This window comes from Nocardioides sp. YR527, from assembly GCF_900101045.1.
Lineage (GTDB): Bacteria > Actinomycetota > Actinomycetes > Propionibacteriales > Nocardioidaceae > Nocardioides.
In genome coordinates this window covers 22,540-37,762 of record NZ_FNFN01000004.1, presented here as the reverse complement: position 1 = coordinate 37,762, position 15,223 = coordinate 22,540, and the positions used below count along the sequence as shown (strand labels likewise).

14 protein-coding genes are annotated in these 15,223 nt (G+C 70.7%); 3 read left to right on the top strand and 11 right to left on the bottom strand.

All coding sequences use genetic code 11. The features are described from left to right. Positions 1-52: 52 nt before the first annotated feature. The 6 genes from BLT25_RS12860 to mraZ all read right to left on the bottom strand — a co-directional run bounded on the left by BLT25_RS12860 (position 53) and on the right by mraZ (position 6,380). Positions 53-1,768 (bottom strand): MFS transporter, encoded by a 1,716-nt coding sequence (locus BLT25_RS12860; RefSeq protein WP_091046405.1) that lies wholly within the window; start codon positions 1,766-1,768, stop codon positions 53-55. Positions 1,769-1,824: 56 nt separating this feature from the next. Then, positions 1,825-2,256, bottom strand: a complete 432-nt coding sequence (locus tag BLT25_RS12855) for a MarR family winged helix-turn-helix transcriptional regulator (protein WP_256328575.1) — start codon at positions 2,254-2,256, stop codon at positions 1,825-1,827. Between the two features lie 75 nt (positions 2,257-2,331). After that, on the bottom strand, positions 2,332-4,125 hold the full coding sequence (locus BLT25_RS12850) for a peptidoglycan D,D-transpeptidase FtsI family protein (protein WP_091046401.1): 1,794 nt from the start codon (positions 4,123-4,125) through the stop codon (positions 2,332-2,334). Then, on the bottom strand, positions 4,125-4,703 hold the full coding sequence (locus tag BLT25_RS12845; RefSeq protein WP_091046398.1) for a cell division protein FtsL: 579 nt from the start codon (positions 4,701-4,703) through the stop codon (positions 4,125-4,127). The genes BLT25_RS12850 and BLT25_RS12845 overlap by 1 nt, the downstream gene beginning before the upstream one ends. Further along, positions 4,700-5,722 (bottom strand): 16S rRNA (cytosine(1402)-N(4))-methyltransferase RsmH, encoded by a 1,023-nt coding sequence (gene rsmH / locus BLT25_RS12840; RefSeq protein WP_091046395.1) that lies wholly within the window; start codon positions 5,720-5,722, stop codon positions 4,700-4,702. The genes BLT25_RS12845 and rsmH overlap by 4 nt, the downstream gene beginning before the upstream one ends. A 244-nt stretch (positions 5,723-5,966) precedes the next feature. Further along, positions 5,967-6,380, bottom strand: a complete 414-nt coding sequence (mraZ, locus tag BLT25_RS12835) for a division/cell wall cluster transcriptional repressor MraZ (protein ID WP_231380332.1) — start codon at positions 6,378-6,380, stop codon at positions 5,967-5,969. Positions 6,381-6,643: 263 nt separating this feature from the next. On the opposite strand from mraZ, the gene BLT25_RS12830 reads away from it, so the two are divergent. Genes BLT25_RS12830 through BLT25_RS12820 form a run of 3 tightly spaced genes read left to right on the top strand, consistent with a single transcriptional unit; the run spans position 6,644 to position 11,235 of the window. After that, positions 6,644-7,621, top strand: a complete 978-nt coding sequence (locus BLT25_RS12830; protein ID WP_256328574.1) for an AAA family ATPase — start codon at positions 6,644-6,646, stop codon at positions 7,619-7,621. Positions 7,622-7,642: 21 nt separating this feature from the next. Continuing rightward, entirely contained in the window at positions 7,643-8,947 is a 1,305-nt protein-coding gene (locus tag BLT25_RS12825) for a DUF58 domain-containing protein (protein WP_091046393.1), read from the top strand. Next, positions 8,944-11,235, top strand: coding sequence for a transglutaminase TgpA family protein (locus BLT25_RS12820; protein ID WP_091046391.1), 2,292 nt, complete (start codon positions 8,944-8,946; stop codon positions 11,233-11,235). The genes BLT25_RS12825 and BLT25_RS12820 overlap by 4 nt, the downstream gene beginning before the upstream one ends. On the opposite strand, the gene BLT25_RS12815 is transcribed toward BLT25_RS12820, so the two are convergent. The 5 genes from BLT25_RS12815 to BLT25_RS12795 form a co-directional block, all read right to left on the bottom strand. Further along, positions 11,232-11,600 (bottom strand): DUF3040 domain-containing protein, encoded by a 369-nt coding sequence (locus BLT25_RS12815; protein WP_091047573.1) that lies wholly within the window; start codon positions 11,598-11,600, stop codon positions 11,232-11,234. The two genes, BLT25_RS12820 and BLT25_RS12815, sit on opposite strands and share 4 nt — an antisense overlap. Before the next feature lie 145 nt (positions 11,601-11,745). Further along, a complete protein-coding gene (gene dinB, locus BLT25_RS12810; protein ID WP_091046389.1) occupies positions 11,746-12,951 on the bottom strand; it encodes a DNA polymerase IV in 1,206 nt (401 codons plus the stop codon). Positions 12,952-12,984: 33 nt separating this feature from the next. Next, positions 12,985-13,710, bottom strand: coding sequence for a methyltransferase domain-containing protein (locus BLT25_RS12805; RefSeq protein WP_091046387.1), 726 nt, complete (start codon positions 13,708-13,710; stop codon positions 12,985-12,987). 49 nt (positions 13,711-13,759) lie between these two features. Next, complete coding sequence (locus tag BLT25_RS12800) at positions 13,760-14,221, bottom strand: SAV_6107 family HEPN domain-containing protein (protein ID WP_091046384.1); 462 nt, start codon at positions 14,219-14,221, stop codon at positions 13,760-13,762. A gap of 168 nt (positions 14,222-14,389) precedes the next feature. Then, positions 14,390-14,983, bottom strand: a complete 594-nt coding sequence (locus tag BLT25_RS12795; RefSeq protein ID WP_091046381.1) for a hypothetical protein — start codon at positions 14,981-14,983, stop codon at positions 14,390-14,392. Between the last annotated feature and the right edge of the window lie 240 nt (positions 14,984-15,223).

The following is a 15,223-nucleotide window of genomic DNA, read 5'->3' as shown; positions in this document are numbered from 1 at the left end:
TCACCAGGCGAAGGTTATCCGCCCGGCGGGACCAGGTCCCGCCGGGCCGACATCAGGCGTGGCGCAGCTGGGTCAGCGCCGCGGCGCTGAGCTCGTGCGGCTCCTGGCCGGGAACGACGAGCACGACGGGTACGCCGGCGTTCCGCACGACCGCTGAGGTGATCGAGCCGTCGGCGAGCTGCACGGCACGGCCCCGGGGCGAGGAGCCGATCGCGATCGTGCGGACCCGGGCCTCGTTGGCGTACCTGGCCAGCACCATCCCGGCGCTGGCGTGGTCGCCGACGCTGTGCAGCACCAGACCGGTGGCGGTCACCCCGCGGGCGGCGAGGCGGTCCAGGTGGGCACGTACGGTCGCGGCGGCCATCTCCGGCTCCTCCGCGTCGATGGCCAGCTCCTCGACGACCTCGGTCTCGCGGACGTGGACCACCTCCAGCGGCGCTCCCTCGGCGGCGGCCATCTCGGCGGCCCGGTCGACGACCTCGTCGGCGTCGAGCGTGGCGCCGACGGCGACGAGCACCGGCCGGCCCTCACCGCGAACCGGCCCGATGGGCTCGAGCGTCGGCGCGACGGGCTCGGCGGTCTGCGCCGACTCGGCGGCCGTGATCAGCTTGTGGCCGCTGGCCAGGACAGGGATCGCGATCAGGAACGCCGCGGCGCCGACGTAGAAGGCCACCGACTGGTCGGTCGCCTCGGCGATCTTGCCCGCGGCGAACGGGGCGAGGCCGCCGCCGATGAAGCGTACGAACCCGTAGGCCGAGGATGCGATCGGCCGTTCCACCGGGGAGACCAGCATGACCGCCTGGGTGGTCAGCGTGTTGTTGAGACCGACGAAGATCCCGGACAGGATCACGGCCACGATGACCACGGTCGGCGAGGAGACGCCCAGGCCGATGATGGCGAGCAGGGCGCCGAGACCGAGCAGGTTGACGTAGAGGGTCGGCGCGGTGCCGAAGCGGCGCTGCGCCCACGGCGCGCCCCACACGGCGAAGACGGCGACCAGGATGCCCCAGGCGAAGAAGACCCAGCCGAGCTGGAGCGGGTCGTGCAGCCCCATCGGGTAGGGCGCGTAGCCGAGGAGGGTGAAGAAGCCCCAGTTGTAGAGCAGCGCCATGATGCCCATCGTCAGCAGCCCGCGGTGGCGCAGCGCGGCGAGCGGTGCGAGCAGGGTGACCTTCTTCTCCGGCTTGGGCGTCGGTGGCAGGAAGACCAGGGTGGCGACCAGCGCGATCGCCATCAGCGCGGAGACGCCGAAGAACGGGCCGCGCCAGGAGATGCCACCGAGGACGCCGCCGAGGAGCGGGCCGACCGCGATGCCGAGACCGAGCGCAGTCTCGTAGAGGATGATCGCGCCCGCGAACCCTCCGGTCGCCGAGCCGACGATGACGGCGAGGCTGGTGGAGATGAACAGCGCGTTGCCGAGGCCCCAGCCCGCACGGAAGCCGACGATGCCGTCGACACCGTCGACGGTCCCGGCCATCCCGGCGAACACGACGATCAGGACCAGGCCGAGGATCAGCGTCCACTTCGCGCCGATCCGGCTGGAGACCCAGCCGACACCGATCATCGCCACGGCGGTCACCACGAGGTAGCTGGTGAACAGCAGCGACACCTGCGCCGGGGTCGCCTCCAGCTCCTCGGCGAGCACCGGCAGGATCGGGTCGACGAGCCCGATCCCCATGAACGACACCACGCATGCGAACGCGACCGCCCACACGGCACGTGGCTGCTTGAACGGACTCGCGGTAGCTGCCCTGTGTTGGGAGCTCATTCTTCTTGCCTCTTCTCAGACGTTTGTTTCGTACGCGTCGCCGGCAGGCCGGCGCGTCAGGAATCGAGCACGGCGTCGACGAGCCGGTCGAGAGCGGGCAGGGCCGCCGCGATGGCGGTCCGGTCGGCTCCGTCGAGGCGCTCCAGCGCCGCCTCGAGCACCTCGGCCCGCTGCGTACGCCTCGCGGTGGTGACCTCGCGACCGCGGTCGGTGGTCTCGACGAGGACTCCCCGGCGGTCGGCCGAGTCAGACGTACGCAGCACCAACCCGTCCTGCTCGAGCCGGTTGACCAGCTGGGTCATCGCCGGCTGGGACACCCCCTCGGCCCGGGCGAGGTCGGTGATCCGCTGCCCACCGAGGCGACCCAGCCGCGCGAGCACCGCGGCCCCGGTCGTGGAGACCTCTCCGGCCGTCGACACCTCTCGCACGAGTCGCACCAGTCGCTCCATGGTCGGTGCCAGATCTCGGCCGGTGACTTCTGCGCTCACCCCAACAACATAACACACTTATGTATTGGTTGCCAATTGAAATCTGGGTCCGCAGCGCGCGACGGCGCGGCGTACTCACCAACCAGTCGGCATCTTCGACGGCTCGGTGCCGGTCGGCGGGACGCCGTAGCGGCGCAGGGCGAAGGACATGATCTGGGAGAACACCGGACCGGTCACGGTGCCACCGCCACCACCGTTGCCGGGGTTGTGGATGGCCACGTAGACGGTGAACCGCGGGTCGTCGGTCGGGGCGAAACCGCCGAAGGAGACCGTGGTGGTGCCGTCGTAGCACTTGCACTCGGAGTTGACCCGCTGGGCCGTTCCGGTCTTCCCGGAGGCACGGTAGCCGTCCACTGCGGCCTGCGGGGCGACACCGTTGACCGGGTCGTTGATGACCCGCTCCATCATCTCCGCGGTCTGGGAGGCGGCCTCCTCGGAGACGACGCGTGTGCGCTGCGCGGTGTCGGTGCCGACCTCGGCGCCGGAGTTGTTGGTGGCGCTCCCGGCGATGAGGCTGGGGTCGATGCGTACGCCGCCGTTGGCGATCGTGTTGAGCGCCGCGGTCATCTGCACGGCGTTGACCGAGATCGACTGACCGAAGTCGATGCGGTCCTCGTCGGCCGGGTTCCAGCTCTCCGGCGAGGCGAGCAGGCCGGCCGACTCGGTGTCCAGGCCGAGGCCGGTGCGCCGGCCCTGGCCGAAGGCGGAGAGGTAGTCGCGCAGCTGGCCGTCCTCGTACTTGTCCGCGGCCATCACGGTTCCGATGTTGGAGGACTTCGCGATCACCCCGGCCAGGGTGAACCTCTCCGTGCCGTGCTCGTACCAGTCGTGGATGTCCGCGTCGCCCGAGCGGTAGGACCCCGGCACCTTGAGCCGGGTCGAGGGCGAGACGAGCCCCTGGTCGAGCAGGCCGGCGACCGTCAGCACCTTCTGCACCGAGCCCGGCTCGTAGACGTTGGACAGCGCGGCACTCCCACGCAGAGTCTTCGGCGAGGCCGCCGGGTCGCGTGCATCGAAGGTCGGGTAGTCGGCCAGGCTCAGGATCTCGCCGGTCCGGGTGTCCATGACCACGGCCATCCCCGACTCCGCGCGCGACTTCTGCACGGCGTCCATCAGGGTCTGCTGCACGTAGTACTGCAGGTCGCGGTCGATCGTGAGGGTCAGGTCGTGGCCGTCGACCGGGTCGACGCGGTTGTTGGTGCCCAGCGGCATCCGGGTGCCGCTGACCTGGCTGGTCGCGTCGTACTCGGCACGGCCGTCCTTGCCGGCCAGGTGCTTGTCGAAGGCAGCCTCGAGGCCCGCGAGGGGACCATCGTTGCCGACCCAGCCGACGAGGTTGGCCGCGACGTCGCCGTTGGGGTAGTTGCGCAGCGGGTCGCGGCTGGTCCACAGGCCCTGGTAGCCCTTGGCCTTCGCGCGCTCCACCACATCGGTGGCCTTCGTCGCGACGACCTGACGGTCGATGTACTGGAACCGGCTGCCGTCCTTGCGGAGCTTGGCGAGCGCGGAGGCGTAGTCGACCCCGAGCTCCTTGGCCAGGAACGCGGCGATCGCCGGGGCGTCCTTCTTCGTCTGCTTCGGGTCGGCCAGCACCATCAGCCCGTCGGAGGAGTCGGCCAGCGCCTCGCCGTCACGGTCGAGGATCTCGCCGCGCTCGGCCGGCAGCACGACATCGACGACGTTCTCCGCGGCCGCCATCGCGGCGTACGAGTGCGGGTCGATGCCCTGCAGCTGCACCAGCCGGCCACCGAAGACCGAGAGCACCATCGCCACCAGGATGAAGCCGACGCGGAGCCGGATGTGCACCGGCCCGCGGCTCCGCTCCTTCTGAGCGGGCCGCCGGGTCCGGCGCACACTCCGCTGAGCCATCAGCGAGCCTCACCCGAAGGCGTACGCTGCTGCTCCTCGGCCTCCTGCTTCTCTGCCATTTCTTGGGCGCGCGCCTCCTGGGCCTTCTTCTTCTCGGCGAGCTCGGCGGCCTTCTGCTCGGCGACCAGCACGCTGTAGGGCTTGGCGACCTTCGGGTGCAGCGGCGGGGTCGCGGAGCGGTCGGCCGGGGCCGCCTCGCCCTCGACCTTCGCCGCGGGGACCCGGAGCATGGCCGCGTTCTGCGGGACGACCATGCCGAGCTCCTTCGCCTTGGCGGCGATCTTGTGCGGGTCCTCCATCGTCTTCAGCTCGCCGTCGAGCGCCTGCTCGCGGGCGGCCAGGGTGGTCGCCTGCTCCTGGAGCTTCTGCTCCTGGAAGGCCGACTGCTGCATGGAGGTGTTGAAGACGAGCAGACCCACGACGCCACCGACGAGCAGCATCGAGACGAGCACGACGAACGGCAGCCGCGGAGCCGTCGGGCCCGGCAGCGGCGCCGGGACGGCGGTCAGGCGCGTCTGGGTCTCGGGGGCCCGGTCCGGGCTGCGCCCGGGCGCCTGTGGCGCGGCGGCGATGCTCATCTGGTTGCTCCAGGGTTCGGCTTGGCTGTGGTGGCTCTTGGGTGGTCTCTTGGGCTGTTTCGGCGCTTGACGCGCTCCACTGCGCGCAGTCGCACCGAGGCGGCGCGCGGGTTCTCCTCGATCTCTGCTTCGTTGGCCTGCTCGGCACCACGGGTGAGCAGGCGGAACGCCGGCTCGGCCTCGGGCGGCACGAACGGCATGTCCGGAGGTACGTCCAGCTTGGTCACCTCGGCGAAGGCCCGCTTGGTGAGCCGGTCCTCGAGCGAGTGGTAGGACTCGACCACCACCCGGCCACCGACGCCGACGGCCTCGAGCGAGTCCGGCAGTGCCTGCCGCAGCGCCCCCAGCTCGTCGTTGACCTCCATCCGCAGCGCCTGGAAGGTGCGCTTGGCCGGGTGTCCGCCGGTCCGACGGGCAGGTGCCGGGATCTCTGCGTAGAGGAGCTCCACCAGGGGCCCGCTCGTCGTGAACGGGACGTTCTCGCGGCGCTTGACGATGGCGTAGGCGATCTTCTTGGCGAACTTCTCCTCGCCGTAGTCCCGCAGGATCCGGGTCAGGTCCGCCGCGGAGTAGTTGTTGAGGACGTCCGCCGCGGTCTGACCCCGGGTGGCGTCCATCCGCATGTCGAGCGGCGCGTCCTCCGCGTAGGCGAAGCCCCGCTCGCGCTGGTCGAGCTGCATCGAGGAGACGCCGAGGTCGAAGAGCACCGCCTGGACCTCGTCCAGACCCTGCCCGGCCACCACGTCGAGGATCTCGTCGTAGACCGCATGGACGCCTGTCCACCGGTCGCCGAAACGGGCCAGCCGCTCCCCCGCGATGCCGAGGGCGTAGGTGTCTCGGTCGATGCCGATCACGCGTGATCCCGGGATCCGCTCGAGGACGGCCTCGGTGTGACCGCCGTGACCCGTCGTGCAGTCGACCAGGACGCCACCATCGGCGAGCGCCGGGGCGAGCAGGTCGACGATGCGGTCGAGCATCACCGGCACGTGCTTCTGGTTCGTCACCGCCTCGACCCCCATCGCACGGCTTCGTCTGGTGTGTGTTCTCCCGTGTCTCTGTGGCAGGGCCACGGGCTGACAACGCCACGGATCCGCAGAGCCAGGTCTCATGCCCGCTCCCTCACCACCGAGCGCCGTCCGGAACCGGGGAAGGTGCCCCGGATGGCTGGATGGGTGGAGCGGGACTGAGACCTCGTCCTGCGGATCCGCTGTTGACTTGTCTTGTTTCTGATCAGCTCTGTCGGTTTGTCGATCTGTCCCTTTATCAGTCCGTCGACTCGTCGAGGTCTGCGAACTTGGCCTGTGCACCCGCGGAGTACTCCGCCCACTTGGCCGGGTCCCAGATCTCGATCCGGTCCATCACACCGATCACGACCACGTCCTTGACGATCCCGGCGTAGTCGCGCAGGAGCGGCGGGATGCCGATCCGGCCCTGCTTGTCGGGTGTCGTCTGCTCGGCCCCCGCAAAGAGGACACGGGCGTAGTCGCGTGCGTCCCGAGAGGTGAGCGGCGTCTGCTGGGCCCGCTGTGCCTCCTGCATGAAGACGTCCTCGGGCCACACCACGAGGCAGTTCTCCTGACCTTGCGTCACGACAACCCCCTCAGCCAGTCGATCTCGGAACTTTGCGGGGAGGAAGATCCGGCCCTTCTCGTCGAGCTTCGGCGTGTACGTGCCCATGAAGAACATGTGCTCGCCCCCGCGGTCAGCTCAACGTGGATCGTTCCTCCACTTTGCCCCACCGTACCCCACAATCCCCCACATTCAAACCACCTTCCTCCCCCACGCGACGATTTCCCACCACTCCCCGCTCCCCCGTCCTGCGTGCGGCGGAAGCCGGCGACATACCGTTTGCAGGTCACAGTCGGGTCAATGCCACAGACGCCCGTAGGCGCTACCCCGTACGGTGTTCCCATAAGCAGGTTGAGTCGGAAGGACGCGACGTGACGACGCCGTTGGAGGCCTCATCGAATGGGGCAGAGATCGAGACATTGGTGCGGGTCGCGGGCCGCATTCGCGACAGCATCGAGAAGGTGATCGAGGGGAAGACCGACGTCGTCGACTCCACGCTGACCGTGCTGCTCGCCGAGGGACACCTCCTGATCGAGGATGTGCCCGGGGTCGGCAAGACCCAGCTCGCGAAGGCGCTCGCGCGCTCGATCGACTGCTCGGTCCGCCGCATCCAGTTCACGCCCGACCTGCTCCCGAGCGATGTCACCGGGGTGTCGATCTTCAACCAGAACACCCGGGAGTTCGAGTTCCGCCCGGGCGGCATCTTCGCCAACATCGTGGTCGGCGACGAGATCAACCGTGCCTCCCCCAAGACCCAGTCGGCGCTGCTGGAGTGCATGGAGGAGCACCAGGTCACCGTCGACAACGTGACCTACCAGCTGGAGTCGCCGTTCATGGTGATCGCGACCCAGAACCCGATCGAGATGGAGGGGACCTACGCCCTCCCCGAGGCGCAGCGCGACCGGTTCATGGCGCGGGTCTCGGTCGGCTATCCGCCGGTCGGCTCCGAGATCGCGATGCTGGCCAACCACAGCGCGGCCAACCCGCTCGACGACCTCGACCCGGTCACCGACGCCGTGGAGATCCGCAAGCTCGTCGGCGTCGTCAACCAGGTCTACGTCTCGGAGGCGGTCCGCCGCTACACCGTGGCCCTGACCGCGGCGACCCGCACCAACAACGAGCTCGCCCTGGGCGCCTCGCCGCGAGCGAGCCTCCACCTGCTGCGGGCCGCCAAGGCCCATGCCGCCCTGCACGGACGCGAGTTCGTCCTCCCCGATGACGTACGTAGGCTGACCGGTCCGGTCCTTGCCCACCGTCTCCTCCCCAGCGCCTCCGCGGCGATGCACGGCCGGTCGGTCACCGACATCCTCGAGGCCGTCGTGTCCGCCGTGCCGGTGCCACAGACCTGATCCACGAGGGAACCGTCCGATATGCGTGAGGCACTGTCCGGACTGACCGTGCGGGGCCGGGCCTTCCTGGCCGCCGGGATCACCGCGATCGTCTGCGGGGTCCTGCTGGACCAGTCCACGCTGTCCCGGATCGGGATGCTGCTGGTCGCGCTGCCGCTGGTCACCGCGGTGGTCGCCGCCTGGGGTCGCTACCGGCTCGCGCTCGTCCGCCACATCGAGCCGCACCTGACCGAGGCCGGCCAGCCCGCCAAGGTCGAGCTCACCATCGCCAACGAGGGCCGGATCCCCACCGGGACCCTGCTGCTGGAGGAGACGGTCCCCTACGCCCTGGGTGGGCGCCCGCGCTTCGTGGTCGACCGGATCGGGTTCGGGTGGCGCCACAAGCTCGGCTACCAGATCCGATCCGAGATCCGGGGCCGCTTCGACATCGGCCCGATGCGCGTGACCGTGGCAGACCCGTTCGGCCTGGTCGAGCTCAATCGCGCCTTCCAGTCCACCGTCCCGTTCACGGTCACGCCGAGAGTGATCGCGCTGCCCCCGACTCCCCTGACCGGCAACGCGACCTCGTCGGGAGACTCCCGGCCGAGGGCGTTCCTCGGTGGCAGCGCGGAGGACGTCACCGTGCGTGAGTACCGCCGCGGCGACGAGCTGCGGCGGGTGCACTGGCGCAGCTCGGCCCGCCTCGGCGAGCTGATGGTGCGCCGCGAGGAGCAGCCCTGGCAGGCCCGGGCCACCGTCTTCCTCGACAACCGGCGCTCGGTCCACCGCGGCCAGGGAGCGAGCTCCTCGTTCGAGCACGCCGTCGTGGTCGCCGCCTCGGTGGCGGTGCACCTGGTCGAGGCCGGCTACTCCGTGCGCCTGGTGACCTCCGGTGGCAGCACCCCCGGCGCCGCTTCGGCAGGTGGCGGTGAGCTCAACGCCGGCTGGCACGACCGCGAGGGCCAGGCCGACGCGGCCGCCCTGCTGGAGGCGCTCGCCGTGGTCGAGACCGTCCAGCACCACCGCATCGACGCCTCCTGGATCGGCGAGGCCGGACAGGGCGGGGTCACCGTTGCGGTGCTCGGCTCCCTCGACGAGGAGGACGCCGGAGTGCTTCGCCGGGTACGTCATCGCACCGGGGCCGCGCTCGCCTTCTCGCTCGCCGTCGACGGCTGGAGCGCGGTGCACCTGGCGCCCGAGCAGCGGCGGCCCAGCGGCGTACCACTGCTCATCCAGCACGGCTGGAAGGCGGTCGAGCTCGGCGTCGGTGACTCGGTGGCCGCGCGCTGGCGCGAGCTCGGCACCCGCGGCACGGCATCGGGCGCGGCGGCAGGAGCGGCGCGATGATGACGTCCCGAGACGCGCGCGGCGTCGTGCCCGCCATGGCGGTCCCGCTGACCTGCTTCGCGACCGTCCTGTTCGCGCTGTCGTCGTGGGGTTCGTTCACGAGCACCCGGTTTCCCTACCTCGGCCCGATCCTGGTCGCCGGCCTGCTCGTGGTCGGCACCGGGATCTCGGCGCGGCTGCTGCGCGTGCACGCCTCGGTCGTGGTCCTGCTTCAGGTGCTTCTCGGCACCATCGCGACCAGCCTCCTGGTCGTGCAGCACCCCTTCCCCGTCACCGGCGGCGGCCGGGCACTGGTCGCCGCCGAGATGGCCGAGGCGTACGTCGCGTTCAACCCGTTCGACCTGCCGATGTCCGGGGCGGGGGTGGCGCCCTACCTCATCCCGGGCGGTGTCGCGGCGGTGCTGCTGGCCGACATCCTGGCCGTCTCGCTGCGCCGGCCGCCGATGATGGGGCTCGTGGTGCTGGGGGTCTTCACGGTGCCGTTCAGCATCATCGGCGCCGGTGGCTGGGGCGGCGTCTCCTGGGTCGTCTTCGCGCTCACCGCGACCTCGTTCCTGGTCATGCTGCGCCTCGACCGTGCCCAACAGCTCGGCCGTTGGGGCCGTCGCCTCGATGACGATCTACCGGTGGTGCCCGCGGCCGGGCCGGCGGTCATCGGGGTCTCCGCGGTCGTGATCGCCCTGCTCACCCCGGCGTGGCTGCCCAGCCCGAACGTCTCTCTTCCCGGCCTGGGTCCGGGCGACGGCGACGGCCCGCTGCGAGTGATCAACCCGACCGTCGGGCTCTACGACGACCTGCGCCGGCAGAGCGACCAGGTGATGGTGTCCGTCACCCCCGTCTACGGCGACACCGAGACTCCCCCGTCCTATCTGCGGGTTGGGGCTCTGACCAAGTTCACCGGCACGGAGTGGACCTCGGGCAACCGTGACGTACCCTCCGACCACAGCGGGGTGGCCACCTTCGAGCCGCCGATGTCCGACCCGACCCTGCTGGGCGAACCCACGACCTACCAGCTGCGGGCGAGCGCCAAGTTCCAGTCGACCTGGCTACCGATCTTCACGCACCCTCTCGACGTCACTGCCAGGGGGCCGTGGCGCTACGACGACGACACCCTCGACTTCATGTCCACCGAGGGCAGGGACCAGACCGTGGCCGGGCAGAGCTGGCGGATGACCGCCGCCCCCGTCGAGCCGTCCCAGGAACGCCTCCTCGCCGCCGGCGACCCCGGCGTCGGTGCCCCGCCGGGCATGACCGACCTGCCGCTGCTCCCCGACGAGATCGAGGAGATCGCCCTGGAGCGGACCGCCGGCCAGGACCGGCCGTTCGCCAAGGCGGTCGCCCTGCAGAACTGGTTCCGCCACAGCGGCGAGTTCACCTACAGCCTGGAGCGTGACGTCGGCTCCGACAGCGCGGCCCTGCTGGACTTCCTGACCGACAACAAGATCGGCTACTGCCAGCAGTACGCCACGGCCATGGCCGTGCTCGCCCGCGAGCTCGGCATCCCGGCCCGGGTCGCCTTCGGCTTCCTGGGCGGCGACCAGGACGAGGACGGCGTGTGGCAGTTCCGCGGCCGCGACCTGCACGCCTGGCCCGAGCTGTGGTTCGAGGACATCGGCTGGATCCGCTTCGAGCCGACCCCGTCGGCCGCCGACACCAGCGAACCCGGCTACACCACGGGTGCGCTGAGCAATGCCAGCAACGAGCCGGACGCCCCTGTTCCCAGCGCCGGCACGAGCGTCGCGCCGGTGCCCAACCGGCCGCAGCGCGAGGAGCCGGACACGCCGGAGGTTGCCGACACCGGCACCGAGGAGTCCAACGCCGGCGCCGTCTGGACCGGTCTGGGGATCGTGACCCTGGTCGGCCTGATCGCGCTAGCAGCGCCGGCCGTCATCCGGCGCCGGCGGCGTACGACTCGGCTCGCGGGCGACGCCGAGGCCGGCTGGACCGAGCTGGGCGACACCGCGATCGACCTCGGTCTGCCCTGGTCCGGGACCCGTTCACCACGGGAGGAGGCCACCAGCCTGGCCCCGCATCTGCAGGGTCGCGAACCGATGCTCGCGCTGCAGCGGATCGTGACGGCCGTCGAGCGCAACCGCTACGCCGAGCATCGCGACGCCGCGGCGGTCGGGGACGACGTACGCCTGGTCTCGGCCACGCTCAGGGAGCACGCCGACCGGCGTGCCCGGCGCCGGGCACGCCTGTGGCCGGCGTCGGTCTTCCGCCGCCGGCCGGTGCCAGCCACCGACGGACCGGTTGCCCGGTCCGAGCGGGAGCTGATCTCCTCTTAGAGGTCGTTGTCGCGGCGGCGCTGCTTCCAGCGCTCGCTGGCCCGGTCGAGGAACGAGCTGCGGGGCGTGTGGTCCCCGTCGTCCTCCTCGACCGCGGCAGCACCACGAAGAGCGGTGAGCAGCACGGAGGTCGAGGCCAGCATCACCAGGAAGCCGACCACCCCGACGATCCACATCCGTGAGATCACACCGGTCATCAGCAACGCGACTCCACCGGCGAGCACGATGCCCGCGATGACCGCGTGTCGACGTTGGGCACGGCGCAGAGCCGTGCCTCGGAGGGCGGAGGCGAACTTCGGGTCCTCCGCCGAGAGCGCGCGCTCCATCTGCTCGAGCAGGCGAAGCTCCTCTTCCGAGAGTGGCACCGTACCTCCCATGTCCTGTTGGGGTGTCTCCAAGTCTAGGCTGGCCACCCTGAAGGCGGTAGTAAGCCCAGAAAATTCTTGCCCCTTGACGTTCTGCCCCATGGCACAACCAAGTCCGATTGTGTCAACCGAACAGGCAGGTGCGTCAACCCCGCCCCTGATCGAGCAGGCTCGCGCGGCGCACGAGGCTGGATCCGAAGCGTTCGGCGACCTGGTCGATGGCACGGTCGGCCTCGGACCAGCCGCGCTCGCGTTGGCCGAGCACCAGCTGCCGGTCGGTGCCTTCGCGGGCAACCAGATGCTCGACCCGGACCCCGACCAGCCGTAGGGCCCGACCCCTGAGGTCGAGCTCGTCGTAGAGGCGGACGGCGGTGGCATGCACCTCCTGGGTGACGTCGGTCGGATCGGGCAGCGTGCGGGAGCGCGAGATGGTCTTGAAGTCGGTGAACCGCACCGTCAGCGCGATGGTGCGGCCGACCGTGCCGGCGCGCCGCATCCGCCGGGTGACGCGGGCCGAGAGGCGCAGCAGCTCGCGGACGATGTCCTCACGGTCGCACAGGTCGTGGCCGAAGGTCTCCTGGGCGCCGGTGGACCGGTCCGGCAGGTCCGGGCCCAGCCGCCCGGTCAGCTCGCGCCGGTCGGTGCCGGTGGCGAGGCGGTGCAGGTGGCCACCGAGGCGCGGGCCGAGGATCTGGTGGAGGGTCGGCACCGGGGTGCGGGCGATGTCCCCCACCGTCTCGAAGCCGAGCCGCCGCAGCCGGGTCCTGGTGCTCGGGCCGACGCCGTAGAGCTCACCGACGTCGAGCGGGTGGAGGAAGCCGGGGACGTCCTCCGGCCGGACGACCACGATGCCGTCGGGTTTTGCCTTGCGGCTGCCGACCTTGGCCACGCTCGGGGTGGGCGCGACGCCGACCGAGCAGGTGATGCTCAGCTCCTCGGCGATCTGGCGGCGGATCCGCTGGGCGATCGCCTCGGGGCTCCCGAAGAGCCTGGTCGCTCCCCGCACGTCGAGGAACGCCTCGTCGACGCTGACCACCTCCACCAGCGGGGTGGCACGGCGGAAGATCTCACGGACCTGATGAGAGACCTCGGAGACCTCACCGAAGTCGAGTCGGACCGAGACGAGCTGAGGACACAGCCGTCTCGCCATCGAACCCGGCATCGCGGCCCGCACGCCGTAGGCCCGCGCCGGATAGTTGGCGCAGGTCACCACGCCTCGTGCATGACCCCCGACGACGACCGGCTGGTCCCACAGCTCGGGCTGGTGCCGGATAGCCACCGAAACGAAGAAGGCGTCCATGTCGACATGGAGGATCGGGGTGACCTCCGGAGCGCCAGCGGAGGAGGTCACCCCGATCCTCCAAGGACGCGGACCAGCGCGCCGTCAGCGAAGCGAAGCGAGCAAGTGCAGCTGCGAAGCGAACGGCAGGTAGTCCGGCCGCGTGGAAGCAGCTTGCTCGAGCTCGACCAGCGCCGAGGTAGCCGCCGGGTCGACATCGAGCAGCGACCCGGGAACGTGATCCACGAAGACACGTACGCCACGAACGTCCGTGACCTCGAAACCGGCCACGCCCAGCAGCCCGGTGACCTCGTCGAGGGCGAAGCGGCGACCGGAGCGTCCCTGCGGGGCGGTGTCGTCGAGGAGCTCGGCGGCCTGCGCGAAGTGGCCGGCGAGGGCACGGGAGAGGACCGCGGCGGTGCGCTGGGCGACCAGCAGGCTGAGCGTGCCACCGGGACGGAGGACCTCGCGGATCCCCGCCAGTGCGGCAGCTGGGTCGGGAACGACCTCGAGGACGCCGTGGCAGAGCACCACGTCGGCACCACTGGGGTCGGCGACGTCGGAGAGTGCGGACAGGTCGCCCTGGCGCGCGTCGACGGAGACACCGGCCTCACGGGCCCGGCGGTCGAGCGCGGCCAGCGCGTCGGGGCTGGGGTCGACGACGGTGACCCGGTGGCCGAGCGCGGCGATGCGTACGGCTGAGGTGCCGGTGCCGCCGCCGATGTCGAGGACGTCGCGCGGGCCGGAGGCCAGGACCGGGTCGAGCGCGTCCCAGACGGCGACGGTCCGGGCGCCTGCCCGGCGACTGGTGGAAGCGGAGCCAGCTGACATGAGGCCAAGCGTAGGCCCTGCTTCCCACCCTGCGTACGCCACACCTGAATCAGCCCACGAGGCGGTCGTGTCGCAGCCGGGTGGCCTGAGTGGTGTGGGCCATCAGCCCGAGCGACTCCTCGACGACGGCGAGGAACCGGTCGGCGTCCCGCACCTGCTCATCGGCCTCCTCCGCGGTGACCGCCCGGATCGAGCCGGCCTCCGCGGCGGCACGCTTGGCGGCGCCGGCGGCGAAGTAGTCGGCCCATTCGGAGAGCTCCGGCGCGACCTTCTTGAGCCGGACCCAGGCGTTCCACGGACGACGGCGCCCGGCGCGGCTCGCGGCCTCGACGGGGTCGGTGCGGGCGGCGATCAGCGCGGCGGCGGCCTGGAGGGCGGCGACATGAGCGATGGCGTACCTGCTCGGCACGTCGTCGGCCACGATCGCCTCCGCGAGGGTCTCGGTGGCTCGGAAGAGGTAGCTGTGCGTCGTGGCCGGCAGCAGATGCATCGGGTCGTCCTTCTCGCTCACGGTCGACCCCGCAGTGGACGGCTCCGACGGGCGTCGGGGGTCGAGGACGACGCCCGCCAGAGCCTGGTTGTTCGAACATCTGTTCGAACACGTGATCAAACTACACCCCGCCACCGACAGTCACAAGACGTTTCGGTGACGGGGCGTGTCGAGCCCTGCCGGGGTCGCTCAGTCGTCGGCGACGGCGCCGCGGATGAGGTGCGGCGGGTGGATGTAGCGGGTGTTGGCCGGCAGCCACATGACCACCAGCAGCCCCGCGGCGATGACGATCGCGATCGTCGTCAGCACACTGATGATCACCGGCGGGCCGGTCAGGATGCCACCGACGCTGGCCACCGCGGAGATGAAGACCAGGAACGTGATCACGATGCGGGCCCACTCGAAGCCGTTGCGGAGGAAGACCGTGAGCACGCCGAGCATGATGGCCATCACGCCGAACAGGGTGATCGCGGGGGCGATGAACGCCGGCGCGCTGACCCGGTTGTCGGTGGGCGGGTTGATGAGGGCCTCGAGCCCCTCGGTCTCCAGGATGCGCTTGGCCGAGGCGTTGCCCTCCGCCCACGCGCGCACCAGGTCATCGGAACGCAGCACCATCACCACGACCACGACGGCGCTGAACGCGATCAGACCGACGATCAGCCGAACCGCCCACGTCATCTCCCGCGGCACGGGCTCAGCAGCGAGGGCAGCCACCTCGACGGTGGTCTCCAGGTCCTCGTTCACGACCACACCTTCGTTCTCGTCGGGTGTCGTCATGGTCATCCGGTCTCCTTGCGACGTGGGGGAACTCTGCGTTGATCAGCCCATTCTGCCGCACGGGGCACAACGGAGGTAAATACGGGATCGCGTGCGCTTGGTCTCGGGCCGACGCGACTCGGTCTCGACCCGCTTCGCGGCTTCGCAAGCTCAGTCGCTGCGCTCGCTCGACCTCCTCCCGTGTGCGGCCGCGCTCGTTCCCTTCGACAAGCTCAGGACATCGCCTCGCGCGGTCGCAGGCTCGGA

What these genes read in the sequence shown, in the direction of transcription:
- BLT25_RS12860 (WP_091046405.1), bottom strand. Translation starts at nt 1,768, where the DNA reads ATGAGCTCCCAACACAGGGCAGCTACCGCGAGTCCGTTCAAGCAGCCA.
- BLT25_RS12850 (WP_091046401.1), bottom strand. Translation starts at nt 4,125, where the DNA reads ATGGCTCAGCGGAGTGTGCGCCGGACCCGGCGGCCCGCTCAGAAGGAG.
- BLT25_RS12845 (WP_091046398.1), bottom strand. Translation starts at nt 4,703, where the DNA reads ATGAGCATCGCCGCCGCGCCACAGGCGCCCGGGCGCAGCCCGGACCGG.
- rsmH (WP_091046395.1), bottom strand. Translation starts at nt 5,722, where the DNA reads ATGGGGGTCGAGGCGGTGACGAACCAGAAGCACGTGCCGGTGATGCTC.
- mraZ (WP_231380332.1), bottom strand. Translation starts at nt 6,380, where the DNA reads ATGGGCACGTACACGCCGAAGCTCGACGAGAAGGGCCGGATCTTCCTC.
- BLT25_RS12825 (WP_091046393.1), top strand. Translation starts at nt 7,643, where the DNA reads ATGCGTGAGGCACTGTCCGGACTGACCGTGCGGGGCCGGGCCTTCCTG.
- BLT25_RS12820 (WP_091046391.1), top strand. Translation starts at nt 8,944, where the DNA reads ATGATGACGTCCCGAGACGCGCGCGGCGTCGTGCCCGCCATGGCGGTC.
- BLT25_RS12805 (WP_091046387.1), bottom strand. Translation starts at nt 13,710, where the DNA reads ATGTCAGCTGGCTCCGCTTCCACCAGTCGCCGGGCAGGCGCCCGGACC.
- BLT25_RS12795 (WP_091046381.1), bottom strand. Translation starts at nt 14,983, where the DNA reads ATGACCATGACGACACCCGACGAGAACGAAGGTGTGGTCGTGAACGAG.